The 15,814-nt window shown below is 56.4% G+C and carries 15 protein-coding genes; 10 read left to right on the top strand and 5 right to left on the bottom strand.

Features of this window, described 5'->3' with window-relative positions:
• Positions 1-5 precede the first annotated feature (5 nt).
• The 10 genes from P0120_10620 (at position 6) to P0120_10575 (ending at position 8,626) form a co-directional block, all read left to right on the top strand.
• Positions 6-1,130, top strand: a complete 1,125-nt coding sequence (locus P0120_10620; GenBank protein MDF0674771.1) for an efflux RND transporter periplasmic adaptor subunit — start codon at positions 6-8, stop codon at positions 1,128-1,130.
• A 32-nt stretch (positions 1,131-1,162) separates the two neighbouring features.
• A complete protein-coding gene (locus tag P0120_10615) occupies positions 1,163-4,258 on the top strand; it encodes an efflux RND transporter permease subunit (GenBank protein MDF0674770.1) in 3,096 nt (1,031 codons plus the stop codon).
• A 38-nt stretch (positions 4,259-4,296) separates the two neighbouring features.
• The gene (locus tag P0120_10610) at positions 4,297-4,563 is read left to right on the top strand and encodes a hypothetical protein (protein MDF0674769.1); all 267 of its coding nucleotides are present in this window, start codon (positions 4,297-4,299) and stop codon (positions 4,561-4,563) included.
• A gap of 541 nt (positions 4,564-5,104) precedes the next feature.
• Positions 5,105-5,530 (top strand): YciI family protein, encoded by a 426-nt coding sequence (locus P0120_10605; protein ID MDF0674768.1) that lies wholly within the window; start codon positions 5,105-5,107, stop codon positions 5,528-5,530.
• A 220-nt stretch (positions 5,531-5,750) separates the two neighbouring features.
• Complete coding sequence (locus tag P0120_10600; protein ID MDF0674767.1) at positions 5,751-5,960, top strand: hypothetical protein; 210 nt, start codon at positions 5,751-5,753, stop codon at positions 5,958-5,960.
• Positions 5,961-6,032: 72 nt separating this feature from the next.
• Positions 6,033-6,266, top strand: a complete 234-nt coding sequence (locus tag P0120_10595; GenBank protein ID MDF0674766.1) for a hypothetical protein — start codon at positions 6,033-6,035, stop codon at positions 6,264-6,266.
• Between the two features lie 118 nt (positions 6,267-6,384).
• Positions 6,385-6,681 (top strand): MoaD/ThiS family protein, encoded by a 297-nt coding sequence (locus P0120_10590; protein ID MDF0674765.1) that lies wholly within the window; start codon positions 6,385-6,387, stop codon positions 6,679-6,681.
• A gap of 60 nt (positions 6,682-6,741) precedes the next feature.
• Complete coding sequence (locus P0120_10585; GenBank protein MDF0674764.1) at positions 6,742-7,206, top strand: VOC family protein; 465 nt, start codon at positions 6,742-6,744, stop codon at positions 7,204-7,206.
• A gap of 63 nt (positions 7,207-7,269) precedes the next feature.
• The gene (locus tag P0120_10580) at positions 7,270-7,761 is read left to right on the top strand and encodes a VOC family protein (protein MDF0674763.1); all 492 of its coding nucleotides are present in this window, start codon (positions 7,270-7,272) and stop codon (positions 7,759-7,761) included.
• 322 nt (positions 7,762-8,083) lie between these two features.
• Positions 8,084-8,626 carry a peptidylprolyl isomerase gene (locus P0120_10575; protein MDF0674762.1) on the top strand — a complete coding sequence of 181 codons (543 nt, stop codon included), beginning with the start codon at positions 8,084-8,086 and terminating at the stop codon, positions 8,624-8,626.
• 191 nt (positions 8,627-8,817) lie between these two features.
• Here P0120_10575 and P0120_10570 read toward each other — a convergent pair whose 3' ends face one another.
• The 5 genes from P0120_10570 to P0120_10550 form a co-directional block, all read right to left on the bottom strand.
• On the bottom strand, positions 8,818-9,654 hold the full coding sequence (locus tag P0120_10570; GenBank protein ID MDF0674761.1) for a caspase family protein: 837 nt from the start codon (positions 9,652-9,654) through the stop codon (positions 8,818-8,820).
• Positions 9,655-10,345: 691 nt separating this feature from the next.
• Positions 10,346-11,956, bottom strand: coding sequence for a serine protease (locus P0120_10565; GenBank protein ID MDF0674760.1), 1,611 nt, complete (start codon positions 11,954-11,956; stop codon positions 10,346-10,348).
• A gap of 11 nt (positions 11,957-11,967) precedes the next feature.
• On the bottom strand, positions 11,968-12,906 hold the full coding sequence (locus P0120_10560; protein ID MDF0674759.1) for a hypothetical protein: 939 nt from the start codon (positions 12,904-12,906) through the stop codon (positions 11,968-11,970).
• 292 nt (positions 12,907-13,198) lie between these two features.
• A complete protein-coding gene (locus tag P0120_10555; GenBank protein MDF0674758.1) occupies positions 13,199-14,062 on the bottom strand; it encodes a toll/interleukin-1 receptor domain-containing protein in 864 nt (287 codons plus the stop codon).
• A gap of 300 nt (positions 14,063-14,362) precedes the next feature.
• The gene (locus P0120_10550) at positions 14,363-15,706 is read right to left on the bottom strand and encodes a TRAFs-binding domain-containing protein (protein MDF0674757.1); all 1,344 of its coding nucleotides are present in this window, start codon (positions 15,704-15,706) and stop codon (positions 14,363-14,365) included.
• Positions 15,707-15,814: the final 108 nt, after the last annotated feature.

The raw sequence follows: 15,814 nt of genomic DNA, 5'->3' as shown, positions 1-15,814 counted from the left end.
TGATCATGAATCGTCGTGGGTGGCTCAGCTCCTTACTGTTGTTCAGCATAATCTCTATCGGTCTCAGCTTGGGATTGTGGAAATATGCATCCGTTCAAGCCAGTGCCGAGGCTTCCGCCAGGCAACCGGAGCCGATGGAATCGGTCATGGTCGCTGCGGCCAGGGACATTGAACATCGACAGACCACCACCTCGATCGGCACGGTTCTGGCCTTACGTTCGGTCATGCTGAAGAACGAACTCGCCGGGACAGTCCGCGAAGTCCGGCTCACGCCGGGACAGATCGTGGAAGCTGGCACCTTGCTGGTCGCGCTCGACGTTTCCGTCGAGGAAGCGGAGCTGCAGGCGCAGGAAGCCCAGGCCGCTCTTGCCAAGACGGTGCTCAATCGTCGACAGAACCTCAATCAGGAACTCGCCACAACTCAGGAGGAAGTCGACCGGGCTCGTGCCGACTTGGATATTGCCCGCGCCCAGATTGCCCGTACCAAGGCGATCATCGCCAAGAAGACGATTCGGGCGCCGTTCCTGGCACACGTAGGGATCGCCGATGTTCACCCAGGCCAATACCTGAACGAAGGAACATTGCTCACAACGCTCCAGGGCGTGAGCGATGCGGTACATGTGGATTTCACCGTGGCACAGCAAGTCGCATCCGGCTTACGGGATGGGGAGATGGTCGAGGTGTTCGCGGCCGGTGAAGCGGCGGCCACCAGAGCCACCATCGTCGCCCTCGATGCGCGGATAGATCCGACGACTCGCAATGCCATGGTGCGGGCGCGGGTTGATGGTACAAGCCATAGGCTGACCCCCGGCACGTCAGTCCGGGTGCGCGTGCCGGTCGGGCCCCTCCGGAAGGCGGTCGCCGTTCCGGTCAGTGCGTTGCGCAAGGGGCCGGGAGGCGATCAGGTATTTGTGATCGCGCCGGATCAAGAGCAGAAGATGCGGGCGCATGTGCGGTCCGTCGAAAGCGGCGCGATGGTCGGCGACGAGATCGTCATCCACACAGGGTTGTCGGTCGACGAGATGGTGGCGGCATCCGGCTCCTTCAAGTTACGCGACGGTGTGCTGGTGGCCATCATCGATGAACAGGGTAAAGAGAATCGGCTGAGTCACTTGCTCAGCAGACGCTGAACCAGCCGAAAAGGCACAAAAAGGATATCCGCATGCGCTCATTCACAGACATCTTTATCAAGCATCCGGTCCTTGCCGTGGTCGTCAACCTCGTGATCATCCTCGTCGGCTGGCGAGCGTTGATGTCCTTGCCTGTGCAGCAGTACCCGCAGATCGAAAGCTCATCGGTCATCATCACAACTGTCTACTACGGCGCGAGCGCCGAAACGGTTCGCGGATTTTTGAGCACACCGATCGAGCGAGTGGTCTCTGCAATCAGCGGCGTCGATTACGTGGAGTCAACCAGCCGGGCCGGTGTCAGCACCGTCACGGTACACCTGAAACTCAACCATAACAGTACGGCGGCCCTAGCCGAGGTCACGGCACGACTCCAACAGGTGCGCGCCGAACTGCCGGTGGAAGCCGAACCGCCGGTGATCGAGCTGCAGCGGGCCGATCGGCCCTACGCTTCGTTCTACCTCAGCTTCGCCTCCAGCGAACGAACTGTGCCTGCCGTCACGGACTGGCTGCTGCGCACGCTCCAGCCGCAACTGTCCACACTCGCCGGCATCCAGCGAGTCACCTTCGAAGGCGGTCGCCAAATCGCCATGCGCATCTGGATCGATCCCGACCGCCTCGCATCCTTCAATCTGTCGCCCGGAGACGTGCAGAACGCGCTGCGGCGCAACAACTACCTGGCCGCGGTCGGGCGGACGAAGGGAAACTTCGCTCAGATCAATCTGCTCGCGAACACCGATCTTCGCTCCGCTACCGAGTTCGAGGAGCTGATCGTCGCCGATCGAGGCGGGGCCATCGTCCGGCTAAAAGATATTGCGAAGGTCGAGCGCGAGGCCGAAGAAGCCGACATGATCGCCAAGTACAACGCGACGGAAGGCGTGTACCTCGGGATCTGGCCGGTACCGGGTGTGAATGAAATCGAGGTCCAGCATCGGTTGGTCGACGAGATGGAGCGCATCCGGCCGACACTGCCCCCCGACATCGACATGCAGCTGGTGTGGGACGGCACGATGTTCATGCGGAATGCACTGACGGAAATCACGAAGACATTGTCTGAGACGATCTTGATCGTCGCCCTCGTCGTGTTCCTCTTTATGGGCTCGGTGCGAACCGCGCTGGTCCCCCTCGTCGCGATGCCGGTATCGCTGATCGGCGCGGCTATCTTCATGGTTGCGTTCGGCTTCAGCCTCAATCTCCTGACGTTGCTCGCGATCGTCCTGTCGGTCGGGCTGGTCGTGGACGACGCGATCGTCGTCGTTGAAAACGTCGAGCGGCATGTGCGCCTAGGCAAGTCGCGGATCGAGGCGGCGTTGATCGGAGCCCGCGAACTGCTCGGTCCGATCATCGCCATGACGATCACGCTGGCTACGGTCTACACGCCGATCGGATTCCAGGGAGGGTTAACCGGCTCGCTCTTCTTGGAGTTTGCCATTACGCTCGCCGTGGCAGTGGTGTTGTCGGGCGTCGTCGCCATCACGCTCTCGCCGGTCATGAGCTCGCGCTTTGTCCACCCGCAAGGGAAGGAAGGCCGGTTGACCGCCTTTGTCAACCGACGGTTCGAAGAGGCACGCCGCGCCTACGCCTGGCTGCTCGACGGCGCATTGACCATGCGTTGGGGAATCGTGGCGGCGGCATTACTGATCATGGCCATGATCTGGCCGCTCTACCTGTTTTCGCGACAAGAACTCGCGCCGGTGGAGGATCAAAGCCACATCAGCTTGTTCTTCGAAGCGTCCCCAGACTCGACGGTTGCCGCCAGCAACCGCGAACATCTGAACGTCGTCCAAGCCATCACGTCCCTTCCTGAAACGAAGTTCACCTGGTCACTGACGACGTCCTGGGGCGGTTTCGGGGGCTTGGTCGCGAAGGATTGGCACGAGCGGACACGCTCGACCGAGGAAATGTACGGTGAGATGTTCGGCCTGGTCTCTCAGGTGCCTGGCCTCCGGGTCTTCCCGCGTTTGGACCCGCCTCTGCCGACGCCGGGCCAATATGACGTCGAACTGCTGTTGCAGAGCGACCTGCCGATCGAGCGATTACTCGAAACGACGGGGGCAGTCCTGAACGCCGGGTGGCAGAGCGGCATGTTCTTGTACGTCGACACAAACCTGAAAATCGATTTGCCCGAGGCGCGTGTCGTGCTGGACCGGGAGCGTCTCGCCGATCTTGGATTCGACCTGGCCGGAATCGGCCGCGAACTCGGCACCATGCTCGGCGGGGCCTATGTGAACCGGTTCAACTACTTCGATCGAAGCTATAAGGTCATCCCGCAGCTCGGAGACAAGGACCGTTCGACCGTCGGTCCCCTGCTCGATCTGAAGATTAAAACACCGGGCGGCCAACTGGTGCCGGTGTCGACGTTCACGCACATCGAAACGAGTACCGCGCCTCGTACCCTGAACCGCTTTCAGCAGCGGAACGCCGTGCGCATCTTCGGCGGCGTCAAGCCCGGCGTCACGAAAGATCAAGGACTGCGGGTGCTGGAAGCGGCTGCGGCGAAGGCAAGCAATCCTCCTGTCATGCTCGACTATGCGGGCGAGTCCAGACAGATCCGCCAAGAGAGCGCTGCCTTGACCGTTACACTGGGCTTCGCCGTCGTGCTCATTTATTTGGTATTGGCCGCCCAGTTCCACAGCTTCCGAGATCCGCTGATCGTCTTGTTGGGCTCAGTGCCGCTCGCGATCTCCGGCGCACTGATCTTTACTTTCTTGGATTTCACGACCATCAACATTTACTCACAAGTCGGGTTGATCACGCTGGTCGGGTTGATCGCGAAGAACGGCATCTTGATTGTGGAATTCGCCAACAAGCTTCAGGCTCGCGGACTCGCTCGTCTCGACGCGGTGCGTGAGGCGGCCCTGACCAGACTGCGTCCGGTGCTGATGACCTCGGCGGCCACCGTCTTCGGACATCTTCCCCTGGTGCTGGTATCCGGGCCCGGCGCAGCGGCACGCAACAGCATCGGCATGGTCTTGGTCACGGGGATGACGGTCGGCACGATCTTCACGCTGTTCGTGGTGCCGGTGTTCTACTCGCTGATCGCTGCCCAACACCGACCGATCTTAGAGCCTGAAGCGGCGTCGTTTAATCTCGAAGAGGAGAAATTGCTGCCGATGGAAACACCCGCATGAGTGGATGGTTGTGATGGAATAGTTCCGAGGATATTCGCATGCTGAAGATCACCTCAGAGAAGAATTCGATGCGACTCAGACTGGAGGGCAGCCTGACCGGACCCTGGGTCGGTGAACTCGAGCAGGAGTGGCGAACTATCCAATCGGTCGAAGCAGTCCCTTTCGTCGTGGACCTCACGGGTGTGACCTTTGTGGGAGAGGACGGTAAGCTTCTACTGAAACAGCTGTGGCGAGAGGGAGCTCAATTGATCGCAACAGGATGCTGTACCGGACACCTCGTCGAAGAAATTACCGGCTCAAGATAGCCCGTATCATCGATCTGAAGCGAAAGCAATGAGCGGAAGCATCATACCTACAGCCAGTCTATTAATAGGAACCTGGTCGCTCGTGGTCTGTGCCGTTGGACCCGGCTATACCAGGTCTGACCCTGAAGGTCATCGCATCTCAGAGGGTTGCAATCGGTGAACAGTTGGGCAACTCAGGTGGAGTTGGCTTCCTGAATGAATGCACGGAAAGCCGCGCAGGGCAACGATGATCGGCTTACTCCTTTCCTCCCTATACTTCCTCCCGGCCTTTGCGTTGGTTGCCATCCTGGCCGCGCAGTACGCCCCATCAGACCGGGGATAGCCGCGCCCAGCCTTCGTCTGGCTGCAAGCTTGGTCGAGGCTATGGTGCAAGCGCCGCGTGACGCTCTCATAACCTTCTGAATGAAGTGCGGACATCACAAAACGTTTCTGAACGTAGAAGAGCATTGAAGATCGCTGTCGATTTCAGGTCTACTCGTTCGACTACAGATAGACGGAACCATTGGCCGAACCCACAAATGAGACGACAGAGGAGGTTGATATGCGATTCATGGTCATTGTGAAAGCGACAAAGGAGTCGGAAGCTGGTGTCATGCCGAGTACACAACTGCTGACCGAAATGGGCAAATTCAACGAAGAACTGGTGAAGGCGGGGGTGATGCTTGCGGGTGAAGGGCTCCAGCCGAGTTCGAAGGGTACACGTGTCATATTTTCGGGAAAGACACGCACCGTGATCGACGGCCCCTTTGCCGAAACTAAAGAGCTTATTGCCGGCTATTGGCTCTGGCAGGTGAAATCGAAGGAAGAGGCGATCGAATGGGTCAAACGCTGCCCCAACCCCATGCCGGGAGAATCCGAGATCGAAATTCGTCAAGTCTTCGAAGCGGACGACTTCGGTGCCGAGTTCACGCCGGAACTGCGAGGGCAGGAAGAACGATTGCGGGCAGAGACTGCCAAAAGGAAATAATGATGTCCCGTTCAAAGGCCGGGACGAAACGAGCGGGCTGCGCAATCAAACGCAGGCATGGTTTTCGATTGCATACGAATGGCCTACGGTGGATTCAAGGTCCTCGCCGACGCCTAGCCGCTTCATGAGCCAGCATGATGCTGAGAAACCGGCCCATGCAATCGACTATCAATCGTATCGAACGCGGTTTTGCTCAAAACTTAACCGGCAGGAGGCCACCATGCAGTTGAAACCCTTGGCAGTGACCACATTGTGCATCATGCTGACCGGCTGGCCGGTTTTCGCCAAAGAGAAGAAGCATGAAAGAGCGATGGACCCACAGCACTGGAAAATCGCCGACGCCAACAACCCTACGTTCGAGATGTACGGTGCCCACGGAAAGCAAAAAGAAACGAAATTTCTGGAGATCATCTACAGCAGGAAACTGTAATCGGACGACAACTTGACGAAGCGGCTGACGCTGACCGCCGAAAACCGGTCATCACGAGAAAGGGATCACACCATGAGCAGCGTACGACTGCTGGTCGGCACCAAAAAGGGGGCGTTCATTCTGACATCGGACGGCACGCGCAAACGATGGGAGGTACAAGGCCCTCACTTCGGCGGATGGGAGCTGTACCACCTGAACGCCTCGCCAGCCGATCCGGATCGCATCTATGCCTCCCAAACCAGCAGTTGGTTCGGCCAGGTGATCAACGGTCGGCCGATGGCGGCGACAGTTGGGCGCCGATTGTAAGGGATCTGCCGGCAGTGCTTTCCGTAGAGGTACAGACGCTCCCATGAGAAGTGCTGAAGACTGAGTGCTGAGTCGGAAGACCATACGGTAACCAAGCGTTACAAGAGACGAGTGACAAATGATTCGCGTCATCCTTCCTCAACATCTACGGACCCTGGCGCGTGTGAACGGTGAAGTGACCCTTGAGGTCAAAGGTCCGGCGACGCAACGGTCGGTGCTCGACGCGCTTGAAGCCCGCTATCCGGTGTTACGGGGAACAGTCCGTGATCACGTCACGCTCAAACGCAGACCGTTTATCCGTTTCTTTGCCTGTGAGCAGGATCTGTCCCATGAATTGCCGGATAGTCCCCTGCCCGACGCCGTTGTCATGGGAAGCGAGCCGTTCCTCATCGTGGGAGCCATGGCGGGAGGATAGTTCCCGCAACATAGAAACCAAGAATAAGTCACCCGAGGGATCAACCGAAAGGAGCACGCGATGAACAAGCCGGTCAAGCCGATTCCAGATGGGATGCATACTGTGACCCCGCACCTGGTGTGCGCCGGTGCCGCCGATGCAATTGAATTTTACAAGAAGGCCTTCAATGCCGTGGAGTTGTGCAAGGTACCAGGACTAGAGGGGAAACTCCTCCATGCCCTGATCCGAATCGGTGACTCTCCCGTCATGCTCGTCGATGAATTTCCCGATCACAACTCATTCGGGCCGAAGTCGCTGAAAGGTTCACCGGTCACCATCCATCTCTATGTCCAGGATGTAGAGTCGGTCTTCAACCAAGCCGTCGCAGCCGGCGCGAAAATCATGATGTCGGTCGCCGACATGTTCTGGGGAGATCGTTACGGCCTGCTGGAAGACCCCTTTGGGCATCAGTGGTCGATCGCCACGCACGTTCGAGACGTCAACCCGGATGAATTGAAGGAGGCGGCACGAAAGGCCTGTGGCTGACAGTTCGACTTGCATCAGAATGCAGCCTCATTCACAGTCCACGTGCGAGGAGGAAGGGGCACAATGCCTACTATACAACGAATTACCCCTTGTCTTTGGTTCGACGACCAAGCCGAAGAGGCGGCGAAGTTCTACCTGTCGATATTCAAGCATTCGAGGATGGGTCCCATAACACGCTATGGAGAAGCCGGCGCTCAATTCGGACAGCCGAAGGGATCGGTGATGACCGTCACGTTTGAGATCGAAAACCAGGAATTCGTGGCCCTGAACGGCGGCCCTCTCTTCAAATTCACCGAGGCAGTCTCTTTTATGGTGAAGTGCGAGACGCAAGCCGAAATCGACGAGATGTGGGACAAACTCTCCCAAGGCGGGGAACCTGGGCCATGCGGCTGGCTGAAGGATAAGTATGGGCTCTCATGGCAAATCGTCTCTCCGGAATGGGACAAAATGCTGCGAGACAAAGATATCAAGAAATCGGAACGAGTCATGGAGGCCATCCTTCAAATGACTAAGCCGGATCTTCAAAAGATCCAACAGGCTTACGACGGCACATGAAGCATCGTGGCCGAAAGCATTTAACGAGACGTGGCCATCACCACGCGAGCCTTATCACCTGAAAATAGATGCCACAGATCATGACTGCTCCTCTGCCAGGGAGTAACAGGGCCACAGTTCGGTGGCAACATCGCATTTCTCGCGCTGTATCAAAGTTGAACGGTCGGTAAATTACTGGGTAGCATCAGGCGCACTCATGTGGTAGCGTGATAAGTAACCCAGCAACATAGTCTGGAACCGATCGCCCGTCCTGTCGCGCATCCGGTCCCGCGACCCATTCCAGTCTACAGACGAACCATTTCTCACAGGAGGTACGATACCTATGAGACGTCCATACCTATCCTTTGTGCTGTCCGCTTGGAGCGCAGTGCTGTTGTTCTCGACTGTGGCTGCATGTGCCGGAGACCAGAAGAAAGGAACCTCACCAATAACAGTCTCGAACGGAAAACAAGTGAGCCTGGAGTACACCCTGAAACTGGACGATCAATCAGTCGTCGATACCAACGTCGGTGGGCAACCGTTAAAAGTCACTCAGGGTAGTCACCAAATTATTCCCGGGGTCGAGAAACAGATCGAGGGTATGGCGGTTGGCGAGAAAAAGAAGTTCTCGGTGGCCCCAACCGACGGCTACGGCACCATTGATCCGAAAGCATTTCAGGAGATCGACAAAAAAATGATACCGGCGGATGCTCAAAAAGTTGGGGCACGGTTGGAAGGCAAAACCCCTGAGGGACGAAAGGTGTTTCCGCGTGTTTCCGAGGTGAAAAACGATACGGTCGTCCTGGATTTCAACCATCCGCTGGCCGGCAAAACACTCTTCTTCGACGTCAAAGTCCTGGATGTCGCGTACGACCCAGCAAAGTGATCCACCGCTCGTGCGGGGCGATGATCGTCCCGCACGGAATCAGACGCTCAATGTCCGCGACACCTCGATCGTCGTCATCCGGGAAATGCCGTCGCCATCGAGGGCAAGAATTTTCTTGGGCCCTTTGGCCGTGATGCGTGCCTTTAGGTGCGCATCATGGTGCCTCCTTTCTCACCGTTTTCCCCGCCTCTCTAGCTCAGAAACTGCCGATCGAACGAGGCGCGCTGTCCTTCAAGTTGAGGCACCTGATCGAAATCGTTCTTCTTCAGTCTTGCGGTGGTCCGCTGGTGCAGTTCTCGATAGGTCAGCTTACCCTCAGCTTCTTTGATCGATTCGACGAGGTAATAGGTCAGCGCCCCATTATAGGTCCCTCCGATATCGGCATCGGCTGACGTTTGGGTATCCCGACAGCCAGTGATCAACAGCTCTTGAATGTCGGCATGGACGATATCGCTCTTTCTCTTCCGTTCTCGGGGAGCTTTTCCCAGCTGACCGCGAATCGTTCCTCGCAGCTTTCTGCCGGACTCAGTGGCCATCAGATCCAACGGGCACGGAAGGAACCGTTCTCTTCTGGGCGCATCCAGCGGCGTGATAGCGCGAGTGATGCTGCCGGAGTGGCAACAGTCCATGATCACCGTGAGGCTGACGCCCTTACGTAGCTTGTCGAACGTCTTTCGAAGCCAATCGTCGCGCAGCGTGTCTTTCCAATCCAGATCGGTCGGGCACAAGATCTCATCCCGATGATCCGCCTCGTCGCCGTTGTCATCCGGCACATTCGACCCATGCCCAGAATAATGGAGGAGCAGGACATCGCCCTTCTTCCCGCTCGCAATCAGCTTCTGGATCGCCGACTGCATCGCCTTCTTCGTTGCCTTCAGATCGGTGAGGGTCATGACGTCTTTGTCCGCAAAACCATAGTATGTCTTCAGCACTCCACTCAGGTTCTTCACGTCATTGACACACCCGTTCAGATCCGACCCAGGAACCTGATACTTGTTGATCCCGATGAGCACCGCTCGTTTTGCCATATGCACTCCTTTCTGTGATGTAATAGGTGCAAGACCGACCGGGACGAAACTCGAGATAGTGTCGACCTGTGACTTGAGCAATCATCTTGCCAATACGTACCGGCAGAAGGGACTTAGCTTGATTGCATCCCTATGTACTCTTTCTAAGGATTTTTTTCACTATGGTTTCTTCAACGGCTGTGAAGAAGGTATAAAACCGCTGCGAGACTGGTCGTAGCAATTGGGTGGAGAATCTAAACCGATACGGGACTGTATCGAAATGGGTACGGTGGGTTTCGAATTAAAGAGATCGAGTATCGATCCAGGTCACCTGACCTGTCCGGCGGTTCACTTCCCGATACATGTGCGCGGTGCCGCCGGGACCGTCGCCCCCACCCCCGTCCCGGAGACAGATGAATTGGACCTTGCTGATGCCATATGAAAGCTGACGTAGCCACTGCACCCTGACTCCACGTTGCTGGCAAGCTGCGGCGAACAAGAGATCGCCACTGCAGACGCCCTGCGTGAGGGAAAGATCATTGCGGATAGCCACTGTTCGAGTTACAAGCCAAAATGGCGGTCCTTGTGCGAACGACTGAGGACAATGTCACAATCAAGTTTGGTAATCGGTACGGACATTGATAATTGGCCTGCAACAATACGATCCCGTTTCCATCTCAAAGGAGCATCAATGGATTGGTGGCTGATGAATTCATGAGTGATAATTTCTTTTGTTGGCAATCGCTTCAGCGATCGAGAGAAGGGAGATCCCTTCATTGGCCGGGTAGGTCCCTTGCTGGCCGTTCAATTTTGATAGGATGCCTCCCTCATGATGCAAGGCAATGCCTTCCCAGTAGCCGGCATTGAACACGGGGCTGCCCGAACTTCCTTTTTCTGTTGGAGCACGGTAGTGGAGGCGACACACGTCGGGCGTACTCGGCTTCCCCCCCTCTACCCCTTCATGATCGAGTAGCGCGTTGTCCTGGAATGAAAACTCCAATCCACCTCCCCCCGGATGGCCGATGATGTAAACTTTTGCGGTCGGTTCCACAATGGGGAGGTTCTTGGCAAGAGGGATGGCGGTCACGGTGGAAGGCTGTTCGGCCAGGCGAAGGATGCTTGCGTCATGACGGTCGACTGGGGACGACCACACGATTTCCTTAATGCTGTATCGCTTGCGGGGATTGATGGCCTCGAAGACGATCTGGGCGTCGCTTGGCCTCAGAGCCCTGCTAGTTCCTTTTTCGTTCACCACATGAAAGTTCGTTACGACTACTAATTCATCCGTATCGGCGTACGTCAGATCTCGTGCCGACACGACAAATCCCGTTCCCACACGCTGCCCGATGCCGGCATAGATGGCGGCCACCGAGCAGGCACGGTCCAACCCCCACTTCCACCATTCGTAGGATTGGGTCCCTTCGTTTCCAAGGATTGCTTCAAGTTGTCGTTCCTCCGGCGGAGGCATCTTTCGCTGAAGTGCTACGTCACTGGATGAGAGATGTAACTGCGCCCCTGGAAGGCACATGAGCCGTGCCCGCAAAGCTTGCAAGAGGCCTTTGCTGCGAGAATCGGTGGCGTCCCGCAATCCCCAGACCTCACTGAATTGCCTGAGGGTACTACCGACCTCAAAGGGGCGTATCTTGGAATCCGAGAGATAGATGTGTAGATACTGCTCCACCGCATCCAGATCGTGCAGCGCCAAGTACGCTTCGGCTAACGTCGCCGCATCCCAGCGGTCGCGCATACGCTTTGGTTTATGGTTGATCGTCGCAATGATATTCCTGGCAAGTGTGGTGGGATTGATCGACGTCGGGATGGCCACGCCGCTCCGCTTGGCGAATGCAGCAATCGCGACAAGATTGATGGCATGCCAGGTGTTTTTCGGATTCCGTTTGTAAGGTTTACTGTAGGCGTCGAGCGCGCGTGCGAGCGCCGTTCGGCTTTCCGGACAATGGGGATCTCCGGTGTCGATGGCAATTTGTTTGTACGCACGTCCAATCAGACCGGTGAGCTCGTTCCATTCCTTATGACGGGAAGAGAGTCCGTCCAAGGCCTTCTCGGCCACGGCGATCGCGGCGGTCGCCTGGCCGGTTTCGATCAGGGCCTGTGCGTAAACTTTTTGCTCAGTTATCGCGTTGGGCTGCATTCGCACCACGCGTTCACTGAGATCTGCGAGCAGGGCAAACTGGCGCAGGTCCTTGAGATCACTGCTCAGTTGCAAGGCCTCGCGGGCATCTGCACTTCCCATAGGCCAGTGAGCGCGGCCCAGCAACTCTCTGGTGCGCTGGACCTTCTTGTCTGCCTTCTGTTGTGTGTCCATCCAGCCCTCCCTTAAAACCCAAGAGCTTGGCGTAGGGCGTTACGCACTTCGTCACGCGCAAAGTATTTCACGATTGAATGGCGCCAAGCCCCTTCATTGGTCACGCTGACGTCTTGGATACGCTTGACACTCCCTTCGCAAAAATCGTTGGCAATTATTGGATCGGCTCCGCAGACAACATCGAGATGGTCGTAGACGTTCACCCATTGTGACCTTATCAGCGATGTGGGGTATCCGTTAGAACGTGACCATTCCGGCTCCAAACAATCTTGCACTTCATCGATGCCAAGCGGACTGCCTAGTGTCATCAAGCCGTCGATGACTGGGCACCCGGGGACACGCTTCAGGCAGTCGTAAGCAATAATCGTCCCCATGCTGTGACTGACCACGACATGTGGACCACGAGCTGGCGCAGCTTTGATTGCATCGATGAACAGTTTGCGGATGTGGTCTTGCACCTTGTAGGCTATGCCTGGTCTTGGGGAGAACTCCTTGTTGAACAGGTAGAGATAGGCGTCCCGCACCTTCGCCTCCATGACTTTCTTCTTGATCCACCACGGAAGGGGAATGCGCTCGAGCTTGGTGGCACTCTCGTCGGTCGAGCCCTGGTCCCCCGCCTTCTCGATTTCTGCATCGGTCATCCTGGTGTCTTGTGCTCGCATCGCTTGGATAAAACGCTTTTCCTTGGCGTTCTCACCCACGGGAATGTGCGCATCTCCGCTCGCATCGACTTCTTGGGCCGTTCGTTCTGACGTACTTTCGTAAGCAGCTACATTTGGATCTGGCTCTGGATAGACCACATCGGCCCAGTACACCATTCTGGTGGTCACACCTTTCGCTCCGAGATCCAAACCGCCACTGCCCTTTGCGAGCGCGCGCCGCCAGATTTGATGAAGAATGTCTGCCGCTGGCTTATTAGAAAGTCCATGAATAAATGTGACGTGTGGCATGAAGCCTCCTTGTGTTTGAGAAATGTACATCACGCCATGGCTACAACCATCCTTTATCCGCGGCATCAAACCACGCCACTGCTCCAGACAGATACCTGCAAGCCTCATCAATGGTTGCCGACGTTGTTGTTCCCTTCCTGATTTTCCGGGCAAGAGCAACGGGTCAAAGAATAAAGAACAAAGGGTTAGGGCTCAATGTCCCGGACGAGACGGAAGCCAACAAGGGAGTTTCGGGAGTCCGCATAGCTCCGGTTATCACATGTTTCCATACTTATTTCAGCGTCATGGACTCCTAGTTCGGAGAAGTTGGCATGAAAATCTTGATGGCGTTTTCTACGCAACGCGGACTCTCCTCTGCAAGCCATTTGATGAACTGCTCCAGAATGCCATCTCTCAATAGCTGCTGAAGAAGAGAAAGAATTTGCTCATTCAAACTGTTTCCCGCCACCGAACCTGGCTGAATACCATTGTCAAAGCAGAAACTTTGCAATTCCGCTTGACTAAGACATCTCAGAGCAATGCGGCGTATGGTTCGATTGTCCAGCTTTGCCAGAGCCGGGTCAGTGACTTGTTCAGAATGCAACGCCTGATGCCACGCGTTCCATGTAGCATTGGAGTATCTCGCGGGTTCAGTCTTTAGCGTCTGCAAGGACGGAGAGTCGGCCAAGTTATCGATCTGCCTCGTGGCATGAAACTCATGCTGAACGAGCCAGGCAGGCCTGGTATCACACAAGAGAAACCCAACCAACTTCTTGAGCCCTTCGTCAAAATCAGGGAATAAGTCAATGGCCTGCATTGCGCGCAAGATGGTTGGCAGACTAATGGGCTCCAAACGCAACGGGATCACCACGCCACCATTGGTGCCTGACAGTTGCCTCGTCAGAACAGTTGTCCACTCCTGTTGCACCCACAGGGATTCCAAGGAAGCTTTGGATAGCAAGGCAATAAGATAGCCGGCATCAGTGAGCGCTTGATCAATGACCCGAACCCAATTCTGGCCTGGCTGAATGCGATCGATATCTAGCCATACCTCAAATTGGGTTTTCTTGAGTGCATTCGCAATTCGAGCAGCTATCTCATGGTCGCTGCGTGAATAGCTGATGAAAATCTTGGCACCCTTTATATCCATTATATCCATTGAATTTGAGCCAGGCATGAGCGCTATCCTCCCACAACTTTCCAATCTTGGGCATCTGCCATGTAACCCTTCTCGCGGAACCCACGAACTAATTCCCCATAATGCATTGTGTCTTGAAAGTATCGGCCGTTATTGGGTAATTGTTCAGGGTCAACCAATAGCTCCTCCCACTGCTATCCAAAATAATCTCTCCCGTGGTACCACCCCCGTGTGAATTCTGCTGTATGAGACGGCGTTCTGAGGCGGCCTGGTTAACAATCCTCGCACGAACGACCGCGGAAAGTTGCCTGATGCGCAATGCTTATCAGGCATGCATTACTATTCCGAGCGACGCTCCAATTCAGCTTCTATGACCTTCGCCCACTGGATAGATTCGTCGCGCCGCTCGCGGGCTTCGCGAATCAATCTTAGGTTCCTGGCCGTCGTCTCCGGTTCCCAAGGTTCGCGCATGGCCGCAAGCGCATCGGCCAGGGCTGACTCGGCCTTTTGTTCGTCTTTGGCAAGTACCGCTAGCTCCACGAGCGTGGCATAGTCCCAATAATCCGGTTTGCCGGACGCAATACGTCTCTCCACCGCGTATGCGACCACCGGTATGAGCCGCTCGCGCCTGGCATCGGGCGGGTCTTTCAGCTCCATCAGCGTCACAGCATTAATCCCGGGATAGGCGTCGCGCCAATCGGCTTCGAACCCACGAAGATAGGCATCGATCGCTTTATTGAGCAGCCCACGCGCCGCAAAGGTGTCGCCGCACTTCACCGCCGCATCCCAGCGATCCTTGTAGACCCGTCCCAGCATTCCACAGGTCTCGCTGGACGTGCCACGCCGCGTGATCAATTCCAGGAGCACGCTCTCTGCCTCATCACCACGGCCAGCGCGGTTTAGGGCCAAACCCAATTGTTCCCGAACCAAAGGTGTTGCCGCCAAAGGCTTCGACATCTTATCTGCCAACGCGATCATGGCATCCCACGCTTTAATCGCACGGTAGGAGAGGTAGAGGTCAATGACAACCCCGCCCTCAGCATCCGCCAGACCGCCTGGAGCTTCGACGAGCTCAGTCTCGATCACCTTTAGTGCTTCCCATCCTGACTCCCGCGCATTTGCCAACCGTTCCTTCAGCTGCCGCGCATACTCTACTCGATCACGGAAGACATCTGTCTTCAACCGCTGGATATCCGGAAAACCATCGATCAGCTGAAACACCGGGCTGTCAACAAGCCCGCTTCGGGCAGCGAGTAACTTTTCCGCCAGCGCCTGCCGGCCTTCAGTCGCTGCGGTTGGCTTCCCATCGGGACCGAGCTTGTAGGGTATCGCCCTGAGTGGAGCAACATCGAACGGAAGCACCCCGCCGCTATCAGCAAAAATTAACACCGTGCTAGCCGGCTTGATTCCGTGCCGCAAACCCAACTCGTAAAAGACATTGGCATTGGCGCCGGTAAGATCGGCGACGGCATAGTCGCACAGAATCAGCCGCTCGAACATCGGTTTGTGAATGATGCCGCCCGCCATTTCTTCGTCGGCACGCAAAGGTTCAAGACCGGCCTTTTCTATCGCGGGTGCGATCAACTCCGCATACACGGCATCGAAATCGACGATGCCGCAGCCGAGGCCTGGTTTGCGGCCGAATGGCATCAGCACAAAGCAGAGCGGATGGGGCGTCGTCACTCCAGGACCCTCCGGGCATGCCGCCGTAGCACGAACTGAAACAACGGCAGTTGGCTTCTCAATGGCGAATCACAGTACGTCTCCCCACCTGAGCCTCGCACACTGAAC

The organism is Nitrospira sp., from assembly GCA_029194675.1.
Lineage (GTDB): Bacteria > Nitrospirota > Nitrospiria > Nitrospirales > Nitrospiraceae > Nitrospira_D.
The sequence above is the reverse complement of the archived record's forward strand: the minus strand, read 5'-3'. Positions and strand labels throughout refer to the sequence as shown.

Coding starts and splice junctions, on each gene's coding strand:
- P0120_10590 (MDF0674765.1), top strand. CDS start 6,385: ATGATTCGCGTCATCCTTCCTCAACATCTACGGACCCTGGCGCGTGTG.
- P0120_10615 (MDF0674770.1), top strand. CDS start 1,163: ATGCGCTCATTCACAGACATCTTTATCAAGCATCCGGTCCTTGCCGTG.
- P0120_10585 (MDF0674764.1), top strand. CDS start 6,742: ATGAACAAGCCGGTCAAGCCGATTCCAGATGGGATGCATACTGTGACC.
- P0120_10605 (MDF0674768.1), top strand. CDS start 5,105: ATGCGATTCATGGTCATTGTGAAAGCGACAAAGGAGTCGGAAGCTGGT.
- P0120_10565 (MDF0674760.1), bottom strand. CDS start 11,956: ATGGACACACAACAGAAGGCAGACAAGAAGGTCCAGCGCACCAGAGAG.
- P0120_10595 (MDF0674766.1), top strand. CDS start 6,033: ATGAGCAGCGTACGACTGCTGGTCGGCACCAAAAAGGGGGCGTTCATT.
- P0120_10560 (MDF0674759.1), bottom strand. CDS start 12,906: ATGCCACACGTCACATTTATTCATGGACTTTCTAATAAGCCAGCGGCA.
- P0120_10575 (MDF0674762.1), top strand. CDS start 8,084: ATGAGACGTCCATACCTATCCTTTGTGCTGTCCGCTTGGAGCGCAGTG.
- P0120_10580 (MDF0674763.1), top strand. CDS start 7,270: ATGCCTACTATACAACGAATTACCCCTTGTCTTTGGTTCGACGACCAA.
- P0120_10570 (MDF0674761.1), bottom strand. CDS start 9,654: ATGGCAAAACGAGCGGTGCTCATCGGGATCAACAAGTATCAGGTTCCT.
- P0120_10555 (MDF0674758.1), bottom strand. CDS start 14,062: ATGCCTGGCTCAAATTCAATGGATATAATGGATATAAAGGGTGCCAAG.
- P0120_10600 (MDF0674767.1), top strand. CDS start 5,751: ATGCAGTTGAAACCCTTGGCAGTGACCACATTGTGCATCATGCTGACC.
- P0120_10610 (MDF0674769.1), top strand. CDS start 4,297: ATGCTGAAGATCACCTCAGAGAAGAATTCGATGCGACTCAGACTGGAG.
- P0120_10620 (MDF0674771.1), top strand. CDS start 6: ATGAATCGTCGTGGGTGGCTCAGCTCCTTACTGTTGTTCAGCATAATC.